14 protein-coding genes and 1 other RNA gene are annotated in these 17,828 nt (G+C 61.5%); 4 read left to right on the top strand and 11 right to left on the bottom strand.

Features of this window, described 5'->3' with window-relative positions; all coding sequences use genetic code 11:
- Window positions 1-28: 28 nt before the first annotated feature.
- The 8 genes from Q363_RS02155 to Q363_RS02120 all read right to left on the bottom strand — a co-directional run bounded on the left by Q363_RS02155 (window position 29) and on the right by Q363_RS02120 (window position 8,679).
- Complete coding sequence (locus Q363_RS02155) at window positions 29-1,360, bottom strand: nucleotide sugar dehydrogenase (RefSeq protein WP_035347754.1); 1,332 nt, start codon at window positions 1,358-1,360, stop codon at window positions 29-31.
- A gap of 40 nt (window positions 1,361-1,400) precedes the next feature.
- Window positions 1,401-2,381, bottom strand: a complete 981-nt coding sequence (locus Q363_RS02150) for an SDR family oxidoreductase (protein ID WP_035347436.1) — start codon at window positions 2,379-2,381, stop codon at window positions 1,401-1,403.
- Window positions 2,382-2,513: 132 nt separating this feature from the next.
- The gene (locus Q363_RS02145) at window positions 2,514-3,500 is read right to left on the bottom strand and encodes a tetratricopeptide repeat protein (protein ID WP_084079857.1); all 987 of its coding nucleotides are present in this window, start codon (window positions 3,498-3,500) and stop codon (window positions 2,514-2,516) included.
- Window positions 3,501-3,629: 129 nt separating this feature from the next.
- Entirely contained in the window at window positions 3,630-4,832 is a 1,203-nt protein-coding gene (hpnI, locus tag Q363_RS02140; protein ID WP_342667371.1) for a bacteriohopanetetrol glucosamine biosynthesis glycosyltransferase HpnI, read from the bottom strand.
- Between the two features lie 149 nt (window positions 4,833-4,981).
- A complete protein-coding gene (locus Q363_RS02135) occupies window positions 4,982-6,229 on the bottom strand; it encodes an ABC transporter permease (RefSeq protein ID WP_035347432.1) in 1,248 nt (415 codons plus the stop codon).
- 56 nt (window positions 6,230-6,285) lie between these two features.
- The gene (locus Q363_RS02130) at window positions 6,286-7,512 is read right to left on the bottom strand and encodes an ABC transporter permease (RefSeq protein ID WP_035347430.1); all 1,227 of its coding nucleotides are present in this window, start codon (window positions 7,510-7,512) and stop codon (window positions 6,286-6,288) included.
- A 135-nt stretch (window positions 7,513-7,647) separates the two neighbouring features.
- Window positions 7,648-8,265 (bottom strand): hypothetical protein, encoded by a 618-nt coding sequence (locus Q363_RS35565; protein WP_051978239.1) that lies wholly within the window; start codon window positions 8,263-8,265, stop codon window positions 7,648-7,650.
- A 42-nt stretch (window positions 8,266-8,307) separates the two neighbouring features.
- Window positions 8,308-8,679, bottom strand: coding sequence for a hypothetical protein (locus tag Q363_RS02120; protein ID WP_035347429.1), 372 nt, complete (start codon window positions 8,677-8,679; stop codon window positions 8,308-8,310).
- A 160-nt stretch (window positions 8,680-8,839) separates the two neighbouring features.
- On the opposite strand from Q363_RS02120, the gene rnpB reads away from it, so the two are divergent.
- Window positions 8,840-9,289, top strand: an RNA gene (gene rnpB / locus Q363_RS35620) — RNase P RNA component class A.
- Window positions 9,290-9,461: 172 nt separating this feature from the next.
- Window positions 9,462-11,318: a hypothetical protein gene (locus Q363_RS02110; protein WP_157466472.1), complete on the top strand. Its 1,857-nt coding sequence runs from the start codon at window positions 9,462-9,464 to the stop codon at window positions 11,316-11,318.
- Between the two features lie 66 nt (window positions 11,319-11,384).
- Here the strand turns inward: Q363_RS02110 and Q363_RS02105 are convergent, their stop codons facing one another.
- Complete coding sequence (locus Q363_RS02105) at window positions 11,385-12,269, bottom strand: Nif3-like dinuclear metal center hexameric protein (RefSeq protein ID WP_035347424.1); 885 nt, start codon at window positions 12,267-12,269, stop codon at window positions 11,385-11,387.
- A gap of 35 nt (window positions 12,270-12,304) precedes the next feature.
- Window positions 12,305-12,805, bottom strand: coding sequence for a MarR family winged helix-turn-helix transcriptional regulator (locus Q363_RS02100; RefSeq protein WP_035347749.1), 501 nt, complete (start codon window positions 12,803-12,805; stop codon window positions 12,305-12,307).
- 82 nt (window positions 12,806-12,887) lie between these two features.
- Here Q363_RS02100 and Q363_RS02095 point away from each other — a divergent pair, with 82 nt between their 5' ends.
- Together Q363_RS02095 and Q363_RS02090 are read left to right on the top strand one after the other, a co-directional pair.
- Entirely contained in the window at window positions 12,888-13,586 is a 699-nt protein-coding gene (locus tag Q363_RS02095) for a hypothetical protein (RefSeq protein WP_035347420.1), read from the top strand.
- A 161-nt stretch (window positions 13,587-13,747) separates the two neighbouring features.
- A complete protein-coding gene (locus Q363_RS02090; RefSeq protein WP_035347418.1) occupies window positions 13,748-15,055 on the top strand; it encodes an MFS transporter in 1,308 nt (435 codons plus the stop codon).
- A gap of 179 nt (window positions 15,056-15,234) precedes the next feature.
- Here the strand turns inward: Q363_RS02090 and Q363_RS02085 are convergent, their stop codons facing one another.
- Window positions 15,235-17,703, bottom strand: a complete 2,469-nt coding sequence (locus Q363_RS02085) for an arylsulfatase (RefSeq protein ID WP_211256102.1) — start codon at window positions 17,701-17,703, stop codon at window positions 15,235-15,237.
- Between the last annotated feature and the right edge of the window lie 125 nt (window positions 17,704-17,828).

Here is a 17,828-nt window from a genome sequence, read left to right as displayed (position 1 = left end):
AGAGCCAGATCAGCAGCGTGAACCTGAATCAGCAGCGCATGATCTTCGGCGAATCGATCGACCGCGTTGCATTCCTCGTATCGATCACCAGCCGCGACTGCTCGACGATCTCGCCGAAGTTGTACAGCGAGTGGTCCGTAGCGATCAGCACGCAGTCGAACCGCCCGAGATTCTCAAGCGGCGTCGAGCGCCGGCGCAGGTCGTAGTGGCGTCCGCGCCCCACCTCGGGGAAGAAGGGATCGTTGTACTCCACGGTCGCTCCCTCGCGCTCCAGCAGATCGATGATCGTCAGCGACGGCGATTCGCGCAGGTCGTCCACATCGCGCTTGTAGGCCACGCCCAGCACCAGTACGTTCGCCCCGCGCAGCCCGGCTCCCTGGCGCTCGAGCGCGCGCTGGGTGGACTGCACGACGTAGCGCGGCATGTCCTCATTCACCTCGCCGGCCAGTTCGATGAACTTCGCCTGAATGCCGAACTGCTGCGCCTTCCAGTTCAGGTAAAACGGATCGACCGGGATGCAGTGACCGCCCACGCCTGGCCCCGGATAGAACGCCTGGAAACCAAAGGGCTTGGTGCCTGCCGCCTCGATCACCTCCCAGATGTCGATGCCCATCTTCAGGCAGATTTGCTTCAGCTCGTTGACCAGCGCGATATTCACCGAGCGGTAGATGTTCTCGAGCAGCTTCGTCATCTCCGCCGCCGCCGGCGAAGACACCGACACCGTCTTGCGAAACACGCTTCCGTAGAGAGCCGAGGCCGCCGCCGTAGCGCGCGCATCCACCCCGCCGATCACCTTCGGAATATCGCGCCGCGGCGTAATCAGGTTGCCCGGATCCTCGCGCTCCGGCGAGAAGGCCACCATCACGCCGTCCAGATCCCGCGAGGCATCCGATGCCTCTCCGCGCAGCGCTTGGACGCCCTTCGCCCGTCCATGGCGATTGATCGTCTCGACGATGATCTCCTCGGTCGTCCCCGGATACGTCGTGCTCTCGAGCACCACCAGCTGGCCCGCGCGCAGATGCGGCGCGATCGCCTCGATCGTCGAGACCACGTAGCTCATATCGGGCGTATGGTCCGGATTCAGCGGCGTGGGTACGCAGATCAGCACCGCGTCCATGCCCGCAATCTCGGAAAAATCCGCAGTCGCGCGGAAGCCGCTGCGCTGCGCCGCGCGAATATGCTCGGTCTCGATGCGATGAATGTACGACGCGCCGCGGTTGAGGCTCTCTACCTTGTTCAGGTCGATGTCGAAGCCCGTCACTCGGAAGCGCTCCTCGCTAAACAACAGCGTCAGCGGCAGCCCAACATATCCCAGGCCAATGATCCCCACTCGCGCCGTACGGCGCTCCACTGCCTGCATCCACTGCCCCAGTTCAAATCCACTTGCAACCTGCGGCGATTCAACGAATTTTGTCGACGTCACTCTTCTCTTCCTGACCAGCAAATTCGTCGCGATTCCATGCGACGGTGCGGCGCAAACCTTCGTCGAAGCCAATCCGCGGCACATACCCCAGCGCTTCGGTGGCTGCTTGAATATCAGCCAGGGAGTCGCGGACGTCCCCTTCCCGTTCGGGCCCGTATATAGGTGGATGCGCAAAACCGAGTAAAGTTGCGAGCAGCCCGTAGGTTTTGTTGAGCGTATGTCGTTCACCGCACGCGATATTGAACACGCGACCCGCGACAGAAGTTGCGGGAGCCTCGATGGCAAGCAGGTTTGCGCTCACCACATTGTCCACATGTGTGAAGTCCCGGCCCTGCTCGCCGTCGCCGAAGATTGTTGGTCGATTACCGCGCATCATCATCAGGATGAACCGGGCCATCACCCCCGAGTAAGGCGAGTCCGGAACCTGCCGCGCCCCGAAGATGTTGAAGTACCGCAGGCACACCGTCTCCAGGCCATACACCCTCCAGTACGCCTGCATGTACAACTCGCCCGTCAGCTTCTGCACCGCATACGGCGACAGCGGCTGCGGAGCCATCGTCTCCACACGCGGGAACCCAGGTTGATTCCCATACGCCGACGATGAAGCCGCATACACCACGCGCTTCACCCCCGCCAGCCTTGCTCCTTCCAGAACGTTGAATGTGCCGCCGATGTTCGTCTCGTGGCTCGGCCTAGGCTCCTTCACGCTGCGCGGTACGCTGGGCAGCGCTCCCTGGTGCAGCACGTAGTCCATCCCCTCGCAGGCCTGCCGCACAGCGTCCGCATCGGTCAGGTCCACCTCGTAGAGGTCCACACGGTCCAGAATCCCGGCCAGATTCCTCCTCAGGCCCGTCTCGAAGTTATCGAGCACACGAACCTGGTCGCCGCGAGCCACCAGCGCATGGGCCAGATGCGAGCCGATAAATCCCGCTCCTCCAGTAATAAGGTAGTTCGCCAAAATGTTGGTACAGGTCCTCTTAGGTGTTCTTGTCGCTAATTATTTTACGCTCGCGAGCCAGCGAAAGGCGCAGAAAGATCAGCGGCCCTCAACGACCACCCCTACCGCATCGGGGGCCGCTCCGGCACAGCCCTACTGCACACGAAGGCCGTGCACGCTCACCGTGCACTGGGTGCAGGTTCTATCCGTAGCAGCCTTTTGCTCGTCAGCGATCCGCTTCGCCTCGACGTCGCGATGCTGGTCGGAAAGGAAGTCGCGATAGGTCTCCAGTGCATGCAGCATCAACGGATGCGAGGGAGGAAGCTGCAGCCGCAGGATCCGTATTCCCTCGCGAAGATCCTCGTCGGCCGCCTCGCCTTCGCCGGTCTTTCCTTCTATGAAGCCTAGCGCCACGTGCGCCTGTCCGGCAGGAAATGACTCCGGAGCAAACGACGCGCGAACGATCTTCATCGCCTCACGCGCCGCCTTCAAACCGTCCTCGCAGTGCGAGGTCAGGCAGCTCGCATAGGCGTAGCTGATCAGGATGGATCCCTTTTCATTACTGTTTGCGCTGCCAAGCGTCTCAAACGCCTTCACGGCAAGCGACGAGTGCCGCAACGCCTGCTTGTTTCTGCCCATCGCAAGATACACATCGGCCAGATAGCCCTGCGCGCGCGCAATCAGCAGCGGATCGCCGAGCTCTTCCATAACCGCCAACGAGCGCTTGTTGCAGTTCTCAGCTACATCGTAGCGTTGGGTCAGCGCATACAACAACCCCAGGTTGCCCAAGGTGATCCCATAGGCCTTCCGCCCTGCCGTCACCGGCTCCAGCAGGCTAAGCGCCCGCGTATACGCCGCCTCCGCGTCCGCGAACTCGCCCAGGTCCTGGTAGTCCGACCCCATCTGCGCCCACAGTCCTCCCATCTGCACCGGCGTCAGCTTCAGCCGGGCTGCATCCGCGATCAGCGCGCGATTACGCGCAATGTGCGCGGCCGGGGACATCGCCTCCTCGCCCTGCTGTGCCTTCAGAGGAGCCGGAGGATAGCAGATAGCGAGAAGAAGCACTGCGAAGGCAGGAACATAGGCCCAGGCCCGGGGCTGCCTTCGTCCGCAGGAGCGTAAGACGGAAGAGCATGCCATGGATCACCTCACAAAGGTGAGCATCACTGGCTTGGACTACGCTCCCGCTCGCTTCGGGTTCCCCTTATGTGACGAACCACCACCGGGCAGTGGTGAACGGCAAATCACTCTTCGCCGGTGCTGACGCGCCTACCCAACGTCGGCCATGCGGACGGCCTTCCTCAGCCGCCCGTCGTGCAGATGGAACCGCTCGCCGCGCCACACCACCGTATCGTCGGCGAAGCTCCACGCCCAGAAGCCCAGCGCGAAGAGATCGCGCAGCGGCAGCAGCCACAGGTCCCGCAGCACCTGCCCGTCCCGCAGCACGCCAACCCCAACCGACAGCGCAACGGCCACGCGCGCCAGCGCCGCAAGGCTCAGCAGCGTAAAGCTCCACAGCGCAAAGCCGCTCGCCACGCAGGTAAGGATCGCCCACGGCAGGCAGAACGTGATGCCCAGCCCCATATACCCTAGCCGCCGCGAGTCGCGCGTCGAGCGCGCCCACCTCAGCTGGTGCTCCGCAAATCCACGAAAGTCATACGCCGGAACCGCCGTCTCCACCACCTCGTCAGCAAGCTCCACACGGTAGCCCGCCCGCGCGATCCGCGCCCCCATCTCGTAGTCGTCCGCCAGATACTCCACCAGTGGCTCCAACCCACCGGCACTCGCGAGCACCGTCTTCGTCGTCGCCAGCGTCGAGCCCAGCCCGAACCGTATCCCGCCCTCGAGCTTTCGCGCCGTCACCACCCCCGCAAAGAAGTCCGTCGAGATGCCCAGCGCCTCCAGCCGTGACCACACCCCCGGCCGCTCCGCCGGCGTCCTTCCAATGTACGGAGCCGTCACCAGCCCCACATGCCTCCCCTTCGCGTCGGGAGCACCACCAAAGCAGCTCATGATGCGCGTCAGATAATGCGGCGAGACCAGGATATCGCTGTCGTTGATCAGCACGTGCTCGTACCGCGCCTCAGGCAGCATCTGCACCAGATTGCTCACCTTGCCGCTGGTCCCCAGCCGTTCGCGGCACTCCACCAGCCGCATCGGGCAGTCAGGAAACTCTGCCTTCAGCCGCTCGATCTCCGCCACCGCCGGATCATCCATGCTCGAGACCCCAAAGACGATCTCGAACCGCCCCGCATACTTCTGTGTGCAATGGCTCACCAGCCCTGCGTGCATCCTCTGGTCCACGCCCTTCACCGGCTTCAGGATCGAGACATCCGGAGCGAACTCGCCGTGCCCCCCACGCCCGCGCCACGTATGACTGAAATCTCGCGCCCCCCAAAGCGCAAGGACCATGTATGCGATCCCAGCCAGCGCCAGCAGCGCCGTTATCCCCTCAATCCAGATTGCCAGCACCTCTTTAGTCTAACGTGGCAGACGGAAACCAGGTCCGACGGTCTGCCTCGCAGACAGGAAACCACGGGCCGAAGACCTGTTCGATACCAGCCCGGGGCAACGCTCCAGGAACCGAATAAACCAAAGAGCTGGAGGGCCAAAGGCCCGACCTACTCATACCGCAGCGCATCTATCGGATTCAGATTCGCCGCCTTCCAAGCCGGATAGATTCCAAACACCAGCCCGATCCCGCACGAGCAAAGGAATGCCGCAAACACCCACAGCGCCGAGACCTCCGACGACAGCACGTAGCGGAGCCCCATCGCCAGTCCGCTGCCCAGCAGAATCCCGATCACGCCTCCCAGCGCACACAGGGTAATCGCCTCCAGCGTGAACTGCATCAGGATCACCTTCTTCGTCGCCCCGATCGCCTTCCTCACGCCGATCTCCCGCGTTCGCTCCGTCACACTCACCAGCATGATGTTCATCACGCCCACCCCGCCCACCATCAGTCCCACCGCCGACAGCCCGAACATCAGCAGAAACAGCGAGCCCGTAATCTGCTGCCACAGCCGCGTAATCGAGTCCGCCCCAAAGATCGCAAAGTTGTCCTCCGCCTCGTTCCGAACCTTCCTGCGCCGCCGCAGCAGGTCCGTAATCGAATCGATCACCGCGTTCTTGTTCTTCTGATCGTCGAACTTCACGCTGATCCAGTAGTCCAACACCTCCGGATGCAGCTTGTGAAAAGTCGTAATCGGGAAGTACGCAAAGTTGTCCTCAGGATTCTTCCCTCCGCCAAACGCCGCCTTCTGCTTCTCCAGCGTGCCCACCACCGTGAACGTCAACCCCTCGATCTGCACCTCTTTCCCGATCGGGCTCTCCGACCCGAAGAGGTCCTCGGCCGTGTCATGCCCCAGCACCACCACGTTCGCCGTGCGCTCCTGGTCCTGCTCCGTGAAGTAGCGCCCCTCGTGGATGTCCCAGTCGTACACGTCCTTCGACGACGTCGTGTCGCCCTCCAGCGACACGCTCTCCACCTTGTGTTTGCCGTACTTCGCCGTCACCGACCCCGCGTTGAACTGAAAGTTCTGATACCGCAGCGAGGGCGACACCGCCACCACGTGCGGAAGCTTCGCCATCGCCTCGGCGTCCTCCATCGTCAGCTGCTTGCGCGTCAGCATCTCCGTCGTCGGCCGAACCCCGATCACCGGAAACCGAAACACCCAAAGCACGTTGGTCCCCATCGCCTCCACCATGCCCGAGACCTGCGAGTTCAGCCCGTTGATCACCGACGAGATCGCAATCACCGTAATCACACCGATCACGATACCCAGAATCGTCAACCCCGAGCGCAGCTTGTTGGCGCGCAGCTGATCGAACGCCATCTTCACCGCTTCTCTCTGATCGCCAACCGTCATCGCTCTCTCGCTCTTTCGCTTTCTACTCCCGACTCCCTATTCCCTACTCCCTGCCTCTACAACTCAGACCGCAAAGCCACAATCGGATCCAGATCCGCAGCCTTCCGCGCCGGATACACCCCAAAGAAGATCCCCACGCTCGCCGCGACCACCAGCCCCGCAAAAATGCTCCAGATCGCAATCGACGAAGGGAAGCCCAGCAGTACCGTGACGATCTGCGCCACGCCCATGCCTCCAATCACGCCAATCGCTCCGCCCACCAGCGCCATCATGCCCGACTCGATCAGAAACTGCAGCAGAATATCGCCGCGCCGCGCCCCCAGCGCCTTGCGCACGCCAATCTCTCGCGTCCGCTCCGTCACGCTCACCAGCATGATGTTCATGATCACGATGCCGCCCACCACCAGCGATATCCCCGCAATCGCCACCGCGACCGCCTCAAAACCCGAGCTGATGCTCTTCCACAGCCCCACAAACGTGTCGCTGGTCTCGAGCGTAAAGCTGTCCGGAGCCCCCGGAGCGTCGTGCCGCTGCGACCGCAGCAGCACTCGCCCCTCATCGCTCGCCGTCTCCAACGCCTCTGCGCCCGTCCCCGCCTTCGCATAAATGGTCAGGCTCTTCGCCGTCCCATACGTCTTCTGAAACGCCGACAGCGGAACCGCAACCCAGTTATCCTGGCTCTGCCCCAGCGTCTTGCCCTGCTTCTCGCCCAGGCCGATGATCGTATACGGCACTCCGTCCACGCGGATCTCCTTGCCGATCGGGTCCTCGCCCTTCAGCAGGTTCTCCTGAATGTCCGACCCCACCAGCGCCACGCGCGACGCGTGCTCATCGTCGGTCGGAGTAAACCCGCGCCCCTGCACGATATTCAGGTTCTGCATCTCCGGCATCGCCCACGTCTGCCCGCGAATCATCGTGTCCTTCGAGGACTGCGTCCCATACACGATCTTGCCCGTCTGCGTCTGCTGCGCCCCAATCTGCTCGCAGCGCCGGCAGTGCTCCGCGACGTAGTTGTAGTCAGCGAGCAGTATGTTCTTGCGCTTCTGAAACGCCCGATACTGCTCGTAGCTGGTAATGATCTGGGGCTGCTTGCTCATCGTGAACACATCGGCGCCGTACTTGTTCACCTTGCTGGCCACATACACGTTCGCGCCGTTCACCAGCGTCACGACCGCAATCACGCTCGCCACGCCGATCACGACGCCCAGCAGCGTCAGGATCGTACGCAGCTTGTTCGCCCAAAGCGACTGAAGCGCGATCTTGAGAGCTTCCTTGAATTCCATATCGTTCCAGCAACTTACACACAACTCTGATCAGTGGATGGCATGAGACTACCAGCCTCCCCCATCCAAAGCGAGACTATCCGTCCCATCCCATACGCATTTCGCCGCCGAACCGTTCCCGAACCGCGAAACCGCCTACTGCCTCCGGTACACCATCGGTTTCGTCTTGTCCCAGTACGTCATCTCCAGCGTGTCGCCCTTCACCCTCAGCGCCTCGCCCTTGAACGGAACCGTCGTAATCACGTCGCCGTTGATCTCCAGCGTGAATGTGTTGTGCGCCGAATTCAGCGCCAGCGGCGGCGAATCAAAGTGATACACCACAATGTGCACCACCGCCGACCTCGGATTCGTCGTGTTGGGAAAGATCGCCATGCCATCGGAGTCCGTTCGCGCCGTCGCCTCGCCGTTCGAGGCCGTCAGTCGAACGTCAAGATTCGGCACCGGCCGCCCGTTCCTTCCCATGACCCAAATCCGCACATCCGGCGTCCGCTCCATCGTAGTCTCCAGCACCTTCAGCGGAGGCCCCTCAGGCACCTTCGTATCCAGCACGACCTTGTCGCCCGCCACACGCCACTTGCCCGTGGCCGTATAGTCCGCCGCACCATAAGCCAGCATGTACTCGAAGGTGCCGCCGGGCTTCAACACCAGCTCCGATCCCATCTCACGCGCATTCTCCAAAACATAGTGACCGGCGAAGCGATCTGCAGCGCCGGTCCACATCACCAGGGAAAGTAAGAGCGCAATAACGTTCATTCCGCCGGCTCCTCAACAGCCAGCACAAATCATCTCAAACCTTCAACGATCCTGCCCGACAACCGGCGGCCTCCGGACCGGAGGATGGTTCCTCGCCAGGCATGCCGCCAAAGCCTGTTTCGCCTGGTCCAGCTGTGTCTGGGCACTTGCAACCACCTGCTCCTGTTCATTGATCTCCTGCAACAGCTCAGGCTTCTGCGACGCTGAAGCCTGCGCATACTCCGTTTGCAGATTCGTCAGCTGAGTCTTCGCGCCCTGCAGTCTCGTCGTCGCCGTGCCGACCGCCTGACGCTCGTCCGCGCACACCACTGTAGCGATTTTGATTGCGGCGGAGGGCACAAATCTCGTCTTCGCGATATGATGTCGTGACAGAAATCCCCGCTGTCCCGTCTGGACGCCACCGGCTCCGGACAAATACGTTTCCAGGCCCCAGAAATGGCAGTTCTTCCTGAGGAGGGACGCATCGCAGACCGCTGGGCGGCTGGGCCAGCTTCAAGTTTCTGTTCCCCGGCGGCAACGGCATCCTACCCTCGACGTTTTTCCGCCATCCACTCGCTGCGCTACACTTAAACCTGCAGGCGGCCGGATGATCGCTGCCGCTCGCCGCGCAAGCGGTCGAGCGGGGGAGGAAAGTCCGAACTCCGCAGGGCAGTGTGCCGGATAACGTCCGGGACGGATGCTTCAAGGCATCCGGACGGCCAGTGCAACAGAAAACATACCGCCTCACCGAGCGCAAGCGAGGAGGGGTAAGGGTGAAAAGGTGCGGTAAGAGCGCACCGCGCGACTGGTAACAGGCGCGGCATGGTAAACCCCACACGGAGCAAGACCAAATAGGCAGGGATTCAGCCGCCACTCTCCAGGCGGCCGAGGCGTATCGGCCCGATGCGCCCAGGCGGAGAGTCCGGAGAGCGAAAGCTCGAAGGAAGCCGAAACCTGCGGGTAGGTTGCTAAAGCGCCGCAGTAATGCGTCGCGTAGAGGAATGATCATCTAAAACAGAATTCGGCTTACGGGCCGTCTGCAAGGAAATGACAATGGCCCCGGGAATCGCAAACACGATTTCCGGGGCCATCAAAGTTTTTTCTTGAAATTCGACAACGACGCCCTGAAAATGATCCAACTGCCACCACGAACCTAACGAAACAGGTGCCCTTATGCCTACATCGAGCGAAGAGCCGACCTGCCTGGGGAATGCATCTTGCTGCGATACCAAGTCTTACCTGCCACACTGATCGTCTTTCTGCTAACGGCCTGCAGTAGCGGAAATCAAACAACCCCGACCCCGGCTGCGCCTGTATTTACCAGCGCGCCAGTTACGCAGGCTGTTGAGGCATCGCCTTACACCTACCAGGTCGCGGCAACCGGCACTGCGGTTACCTTCTCTTTGACCAGCGCACCAACCGGCGCGACGTTCAGCGGAAATACGATCTCGTGGACACCCACTGCGCAACAATCCCGGGTTTCGAACAGCTTCACCGTGACTGCGACCGCCTCAGGCGCAGCATCGGCGACACAGTCCTGGGCGGTGACGCCATCCGGTACCATCCGCATCAGCCGCATCGACACCTTGTGGAATCAAAGCGGCTCAACAAATGCTCCCTTCGACTTGAGTCGCCTGAACTCTTTCGTTGCAGCTCTCGTGCCGCAACCGGATGGCTCCTTCAAGGCCTTCTCCGGAACCGGCGGAACGAATGGAACCTTCGAGATTCCCAATGTCCCCGCTGGATACTACTGGTTGAAGCTTGGACCTCGCGACACGTACTGGACGAGCAGCAGCACCTTCGACATGGGCAGCGACATCTTTGTTCCAGTCTCCGGTGCCACTAGTCCGACCACCTCCACCACGTACATCAATTTCAACTTCACGTCCTTGGAGGCGACGGCTGCACCCGGTTTGTTGCAAATCGATGCGTTCGGAACGAGAGTGCCGTTCTATTCGGCTTCGACGAATCCAGGTTCCACCACATTCTTCGGAGGATTTGGGATTGGCAGCAACCTTGATTTTTCCGTGATAAAGAATGGGTTCGTGAGGCAGTACGAACCGGCTGCGTTTGGATCCATCAACGGATACGTATTGGGTCCTGCGCTTACGCTGTCGAATCTGTCCTTAACCACCGGCGGACACAATACGATCAGCGGAGCACTGAATCCCACGGTTCCAGCATCGATTAATCTCAGCCTCAAAGGTTCCGCGTGGCCGCCCCTGTTCGATCACATTGCACCAACGGCGCCGACCGCTGTGGGAGGCGGCTTCTACCTCTCCGTACTACCCTATATCTCCGCCGACGGCCCAAACGTGTCGCTCTCAAACCCGATCGATCTCATCTGGACCAAGGCGAACAGCAGTATCTCTATCTTCAGCATCTTCAGCTCACCCTCCTGCTCCACGCTTCCGCCTTTCTTTACGAGTCTGCCTTTGACAACCGATGTGGAAGCCGGGACCGTGCAATACAGCGATCCATTCCCCACCACCTGGAGACGTATCTTCCGCGTCTGCCAGAGCGCTTCGGTGGCTGTTCCGGCGCCCGGAGGCACAACCCAGAGCGTCACTTTGACCAATAGTCAGACCACATCGCTGCCAACCGCAACAGTCAAACCGCTGATCTCACCGGTGCAGAACCCGAAGATCAACGGCGCCGACCTCTTCACTGCCGGCACAATCAACGGCACAGCAGTCACACTCAGTTGGGAGCCGCCCGCGATTGGCACCCCGTTCGGCTATACCGTGGCCATCATGAGCACGACATCGCCGTTGCCGATTGGCACACCGCCGAGCACATTGCCGATTGGCACATCGCCGACTGGCACATTGCCGATTGGCACAGTTGGCACAATTGGCACAGTTGGCACAGTCGCGTATTTTCCCTTAACAACGTTGGGCACGGCAAAGACCTCGATGACAATACCGCCCGATCTGCTGCGGTCCGGTCAGACTTACTTATTTGTCATTACGTCACTGGTTGATGGAAAGGCCAACATGGAAACAAGCCCGCATCGCTCCTCGCTTCCCATCGCAAATGCTCAATTGTTATCGGCCCCGATAACCATTCAATAGAACTAAAAGAGAATTCAAATTTATTGGATAGCGTAGCCCGATGCGCCAAGCGAAGAGGCTCCCCAACTAAGCCCGCACCACCCAGAACGGCTCCGCGCTCGCCACAAACTCCACCGGAACATCCGGCACCATCGGCCTCAGCCGGTCCGCGCAGTACTTCATCCCCGCCTGCTCCGAAGCCACATGATTGACGACGATGAGCGCCTTCTTCAGTCCTGACGCCACCTGGTCCTGCACATACTCCACCAGCTCCCACTCGCGGGTCTCGCCACAGATCACCACGTCCACATCCGGCCGCGCCGCCACCTTGATCACATTCGGCATCAGGCTCGCATAGCCCCAGTTCGCCACCACGCGCCTCACCGGCATCTTCGCATCGCCCACCACGCGCATCGAGTGCGCATTCAGCCGCTTCACCATCGTCTCTACCAGCCCGCCCAGCGTCGTCGCATCGAACACAAACTCGTGCGAGCCCTCGCTCACCGCATTCTTCTCCCACCCCAGCTCCCGCATCATCCCGGCGTTGATGCCATCCGGCGTCATCCTGTGCCAGTGGTCGTGAAAGCGAAAGACTGCGACATCATGCTCCGCGATAAACCTCCGCTTGAACTCATACGTTGGATCGCCCTCCAACTCCTTCGTCGTGTCCATGTGCGACCAGAACGTCGGCTCGTGCGTCACGATCATGTTTCTCCCCGCCGCGACTGCACGTTGCATCACCTCCTGCGTCGCCATCATCGTCGTCGCGATCCCCTTCACCCGCACCTCCGGCGACCCGGCAACAATCCGGTCCACCGTCTCCGTCATCCACGGAATCCCCACCTTGCCCTTGATGCGCTCCACTACCTCACCGGCAGTCAAAGCGCCCCCAGCCTGAGCGAAACCATGCACTCGCGAGGCCGCAGTCAGCGCAGCCCCTCCCACCACCAGCGAACGACGCGTCATCGACATGCACACCATTCTGCCAAAGGAAGCAGCATGCAGGTCTAAGGAACCTTCGTGTCGTTCGCTGCGTCGCCGCCCCTGCTGTACCCCGGATGCACCCCCGGCGTCAGTCCCTGCTGCTCCGCAATGCGCGACAGCATCGCCGCCAGGCTCGCGCGCTCCTCTTCACTCAAACTCACAAGCAGCGAGCGATGATGCTCACGCGCCACCTGCCCGATCACCCCCAAAGCCGACTCGCCGTTCTTCGTAAGATGAAGCGCATAGAAACGCCGGTCCGTCTCAGAAGGCCGCCTCTCAATCAGCTTCCGCTCCTCCAGATCGTCCAGGACCCCCACCAGACGGCTCGCATGCATCCTCAGCCGCTTCGCCAACTCCTGCTGCGAGAGCCCCGGCGAATGGGACAGCAGCCGCAGAATACCCGCATCGTGCGGCGTAAGCCCATGTGGCTTCAACGCCTCGCCAAACCGCGAAGCCGCATGCGCCCCCACCTGCGCGATCAGGAACCCCGCCGAATCACCCCTAGGACCGCCCTGCTTCCGCATGATGTCAATTCTTTCATGAATCCAATCATTGACAAGCATAATCATTAACAATTGTAATTATCGACCCAAGGAGGAAACTCCAATGACCTCGACCCTCGAGCAGACTCCCACACTCCGATTCCGCGGCCCCCACCTCGGACTCGTCGCCCTTGCCTTCGTCGCGCTCTTCGTCGCTGCACTCTTTCCTGTCACCGCATTCGGAGGAACCCCGTACTTCCCCGGCCCCGCCGCCACCATCGCCCAGATGGTCGACTTCTTCTCCCGCCGCCAGTCCGGAGTCCTTCTCTGCGCCTTCCTCCAGTTCGGCTCCGCCATCCCGCTCGGCATCTTCACCGCGACCGTCGTCAGCCAGCTCCGCTTCCTCGGCGTCCGCGCCGCCGGCACGCACATCGCCCTCTTCGGAGGCTTCCTCACCGCGACCAACATCATGATCACCTCCTCCATCCTCTGGGCGATGACCTACCCCGGCGTCGCGGACGACCCCGCGCTCACCCAGGCGCTCTACCGCATCTCCTTCGGCCTCGGAGGCCCCGGTTTCTCGGTCCCCTTCGGCATCCTGCTCGCAGGAGTCTCCGTCACCGCGGCCTTCCACCGCCTGCTGCCGAAGTGGCTCGTCGTCGCGGGGCTCGTCCTCGCCATCATCGGCGAACTCAGCTGGTTCCAAATGATCAACATCAAGCTCCTCCCCCTCATCCCGCTCACCCGCTTCCCCGGATACCTCTGGATGATCGCCGCCGGCTTCGCATTGCCGCGACGCAGGCTGGTCAAAGCCTCCGCATAAGGGACAAAGAATTGCACTCGACTCCCGCATTCGCGGGCCCCAATGGCCGACGGGCGTCGGATATCTTTGCGTCTGTTAGTCAGTGCACCTGCCGTGAATATTCGCATCCCAAACTCGCCCTCACCATCCAATATCAACAACTCTTTACACGTCTACATAAGATGAGCACAACCACCGCCCAACCCGCAGCCCCGCCGATCGACCCCGAACTCCCAGCGCCGCTCTCCATGCGCGACGTCCTCGGCTACCCCATGCTGCGCCGTCTCTGGTACGCCCAGATCGTCTCCGTCTTCGGCGACTTCCTCGCCCTCTTCGCCGTCATCGGAGTCCTCACCTTCTCGCTCCACGCCACCGCCCAGCAGGTCACCGGCGTGCAGATCGCCTACATGCTCCCCATCGCCGTCCTCGGCATCCTCGCCGGAGTCTTCGTCGACCGCTGGCCGCTCAAGCCCACCATGGTTGCAAGCGACTCCATCCGCGCCGCGCTCGTTCTCCTGCTCATCGTCGCGCGCCAGCCCTGGCACTTCTATGCCATCCTCGCCGCCATCTCCGTCGTCTCCAGCTTCTTCTCGCCCGCCCAGGGAGTCGCCATCCGCTCCGCCGTCCCACTCCACGGCCTCCGCTCCGCCAACGCTCTCATGCAGCAGGTTATGTTTGGAATGCGCATCGTCGGCCCGGCTATCGCGTCCTTCATGGTCGCCTCCTTCGGCCCCACCAGCTGCTACCTCCTCGACTCCGCCAGCTTCGTCGGCTCCGCTCTGCTCATCGCCTCGCTCACCTTCGTCGCCACTACACGACCCGCAACCGCGCAATCTCCCGATCAAGCCGCCGCTCCGCAGAACACCTCCACTCTCGGCCAGATCTGGCTCGACATGAAGCAGGGCGTCGACTTCATCCTCCATCACGCGGCTCTGCTCTTCGTCATCCTCGCGATGGCCGCGGGAATGTTCGTCATCGGCTGCTTCGGCCCGCTCATCGCCGTCTACGTGCGCGACTCGCTCCACGCCTCCACCCGAGCCTTTGGCGTCGTCGCCGCCATGATCGGCCTCGGCATGCTCATCGGCATCAACGGCCTTAACACCTTCGGCAAGCGCCTCTCCAACACCCTGCAGGTCTACTCCGGCCTCTGCGGAATCGCCGCCGGCCTCATCCTTCTCACCGCGCTCACCCAGATCTGGTCCACCGTCCTTGGCAATCTCATCATCGGCTTCTCGGTCGCCGGAATCATCGTGCCCTCGCAGACCCTCTTCCAGCAGGCCACCCCGCCCGAGCTGATGGGCCGCGTCGGCTCCACCTTCATGTCCATCGTCTTCGCCGCCCAGATCGCCGGCCTTATCCTCTCCGGCCTCCTCACCCATTACATCGGAGTCCGCCAGGTCTTCGCCCTCTGCGCCGCCCTCGTCCTCCTCCTCGCCGCCGCAGGCAAGCTCTGGATGGAGCCGAAGCCCGCGAAGGCTATCCCTGTCTAGTCCAGAAATCGGGTGCCCCACAACCTGCCCTGAGCGAAGTCGAACGGGTCTCGATTCTGAGATGTGGGATCATTCGAGCTCGAACGCTTTCCGGTGGGTAATCGCAGAGGCATCATTTCGAACGGGGTGGAGAAACCTGTTTCTTTATCGATACTTCGCGCTCGTCCGGCGCGCGCAGCCTACTGCTTCGACTCCAACGCCTTCGCCCGCTGCGCATCCAGCTCCGCCTGCGACTCCGGGCTCAGGTGCGACGGCGTGATATTGATCCTTACCGAGCGCACCGTCCCATTGAACGCAAACGGGCTCTCATACGCCGCGCTCACCGGCGTACCCAGATCCGTTCCGACATCCGCGCCCTCGTCGAGGGCGACAAGCATTCCGTTTGTGCTCTCTATTTTTCCTTCACCCACTTGTTCGCCATTGATAAACAGGCGGGCCGTTCCCCCCGATCCCAGCTTCTCGCCCTCCCGCACAAACTCCATCCGCAGCGTCGCCTTGCCCGGCGACAGCGCCTTCGTCGCTGTGACCGTGAACTCCTTCAAGCCAACCCAGTTGTACGTGTACGCAGGCTTGCCATCCTTCACGTAGAGAGACCAGCCGCTGAAGCGCCCGCCTTGCGCCATCACGACACCGTTCGCCGTCCCGTTCGGAACCTCGATCTCCGCCGTAACCGTGTGCGTCGTGTTCTTCGTATTGATGAAGGCGTTCTCCGAGATGCCGCTCATCCCTGCGTACACCGTCAGCGCAGTCCGGTCACCCATCAGGTCAGGCCGTCCCGCCGTCACAGAATCGAACCGCTCGATCGTCCGGTCGTCGATCGGCAGCACATGATTCGCAACTGCCTCTTTGATAAAGAGAGCCTGCATCTCCTTCAGCTTCGCCGGCTGCGACGCCGCAAGATCCTTCGTCAGGCTGAAGTCATCCGTCACCTGGTACAGCTCCCACTTGTCGTTCTCCAGAGTCGCGCGCGGCTTCGGCTCCCACGGAGCCTTATGCACCGTCCCCGCAAGCCAGCCGTCGTGATAGATCGCGCGATTGCCCGCCATCTCAAAGTACTGCGTCGTGTGCCGCGACGGAGCCTTCGCATCCGCAAAGGTATACACCATGCTCACGCCTTCGATCGGAGTCTGCTTGATTCCATCCACCTCGCTCGGCTGCGGCACCTTCACCACCTCGAGAACCGTAGGAACAACATCGATGACATGCCCGAACTGCGACCTCACCTCGTTCTTCGCTTGAATCCCCTGAGGCCACGAGACCACCATCCCATTCCGCGTCCCGCCAAAGCTCGACGCCACCTGCTTGGTCCACGTAAACGGAGTATCGCCCGCAACCGCCCACCCCGCAGCATAGTGGTTATACGACTTCGGCCCACCCAGCTCATCCAGATGCTTCAGAATCTCCGGAACCTGCTCATTCACGCCGTTGAAGTACGTGTTCTCGTTGAACAGGCCGTTCGCGCCGCCCTCCGCGCTCGCTCCGTTATCCCCGACGATGTAGAAGATCAACGTATTGTCCAGCTGGCCCATGTCCTTGATCGCATCAATCATGCGGCCAATCTCGTGATCCGTATACTCTCCGAAGCCCGCGAAGATCTCCATCTCGCGAGCGAACAGCTTCTTCTCATCCGGCGATAACGTGTCCCAGTCCTTGATGAACTCAGGCTTCGGAGCGAGCTTCGTCCCCGCAGGCACCACGCCCAGCTGAATCTGCCGCGCCAGCGTCTCCTCGCGCAGCTTGTCCCACCCCTGGTCAAACTTTCCCTTGTACTTATCCGACCACTCCTTCGGCACATGATGCGGAGCATGCGTCGCGCCCGGGGCAAAGTAGATAAAGAACGGCTTGTCCGGAGTCAGCGACTTCTCATACTGGATCCACGAGATCGCATGATTCGTCATGTCGTTCATGAAGTGATAGCCCGGTGTGTGCGGGACCTCAATCTTCGTCAAGTCCTCATAAACACTCGGATCCCACTGGTTCGTCTCGCCGCCCATAAAGCCATAAAACTTGTCGAAGCCCTGCCGCGTAGGCCACCGATCCGTCGGTCCCGAAGGACTTATCTCCCACGTAGCCGTCTCATGGTTCTTGCCAAACTGCGCCGTCGAGTAGCCGTTATACCGCAGCATCTTCGCAATCGGCGCCGCGTAGTCCGGCGTCATGCCGGTGTTGCCCGGAAACGATGTCGCAATCTCCGCGATCGCGCCCATGTTCACCATGTGAGAATTGCGCCCGCTCATCAACGCGGCCCGAGTCGGCGAACACAGCGCCGTCGTATGAAAGTTGTTATAGCGAAGCCCATTCGCAGCCAGCTGCTCAATCGTAGGCATATGAATCGGCCCGCCAAACGCGCTCGACTGCCCGAACCCCATGTCGTCGATCAGGATGATCAGCACATTCGGCGCACCCTGCGGAGCGGTGATATCAAATCGTGCGGGAAGCTTCGCCTGCCGCGCATCGAGCGTGGTAATCGTAGCCGGCACAGGCTGCTTGATCGGCAGAGTCTTCCGGTCCGCCTCCGTCGGATGCATCACCGGAGGAGGAGCCGCTTTGGTCTGCGCCAACACCATCGTCCCAACGACGAACAGCTGCAGCCCAAGCCATAAGACTCGCAAATACGTTCTACCGAAGAAGCTGGTTGACCGGCTCATCGAAACACCTCGCTTGGATTTGCGTTGATGGCCCTCGAGTCCGCAAACACTTCGATCCAATGGACGGATCCAGCGAGCCAGCTCGTTTCATTGCCTGCATCGTCTCCGGTCAGACCCCAACCCGA

Origin of the sequence: Edaphobacter aggregans DSM 19364 (genome assembly GCF_000745965.1) — a bacterium.
GTDB classification, from domain to species: domain Bacteria; phylum Acidobacteriota; class Terriglobia; order Terriglobales; family Acidobacteriaceae; genus Edaphobacter; species Edaphobacter aggregans.
This window is presented reverse-complemented; position numbering and strand designations above follow the sequence as displayed.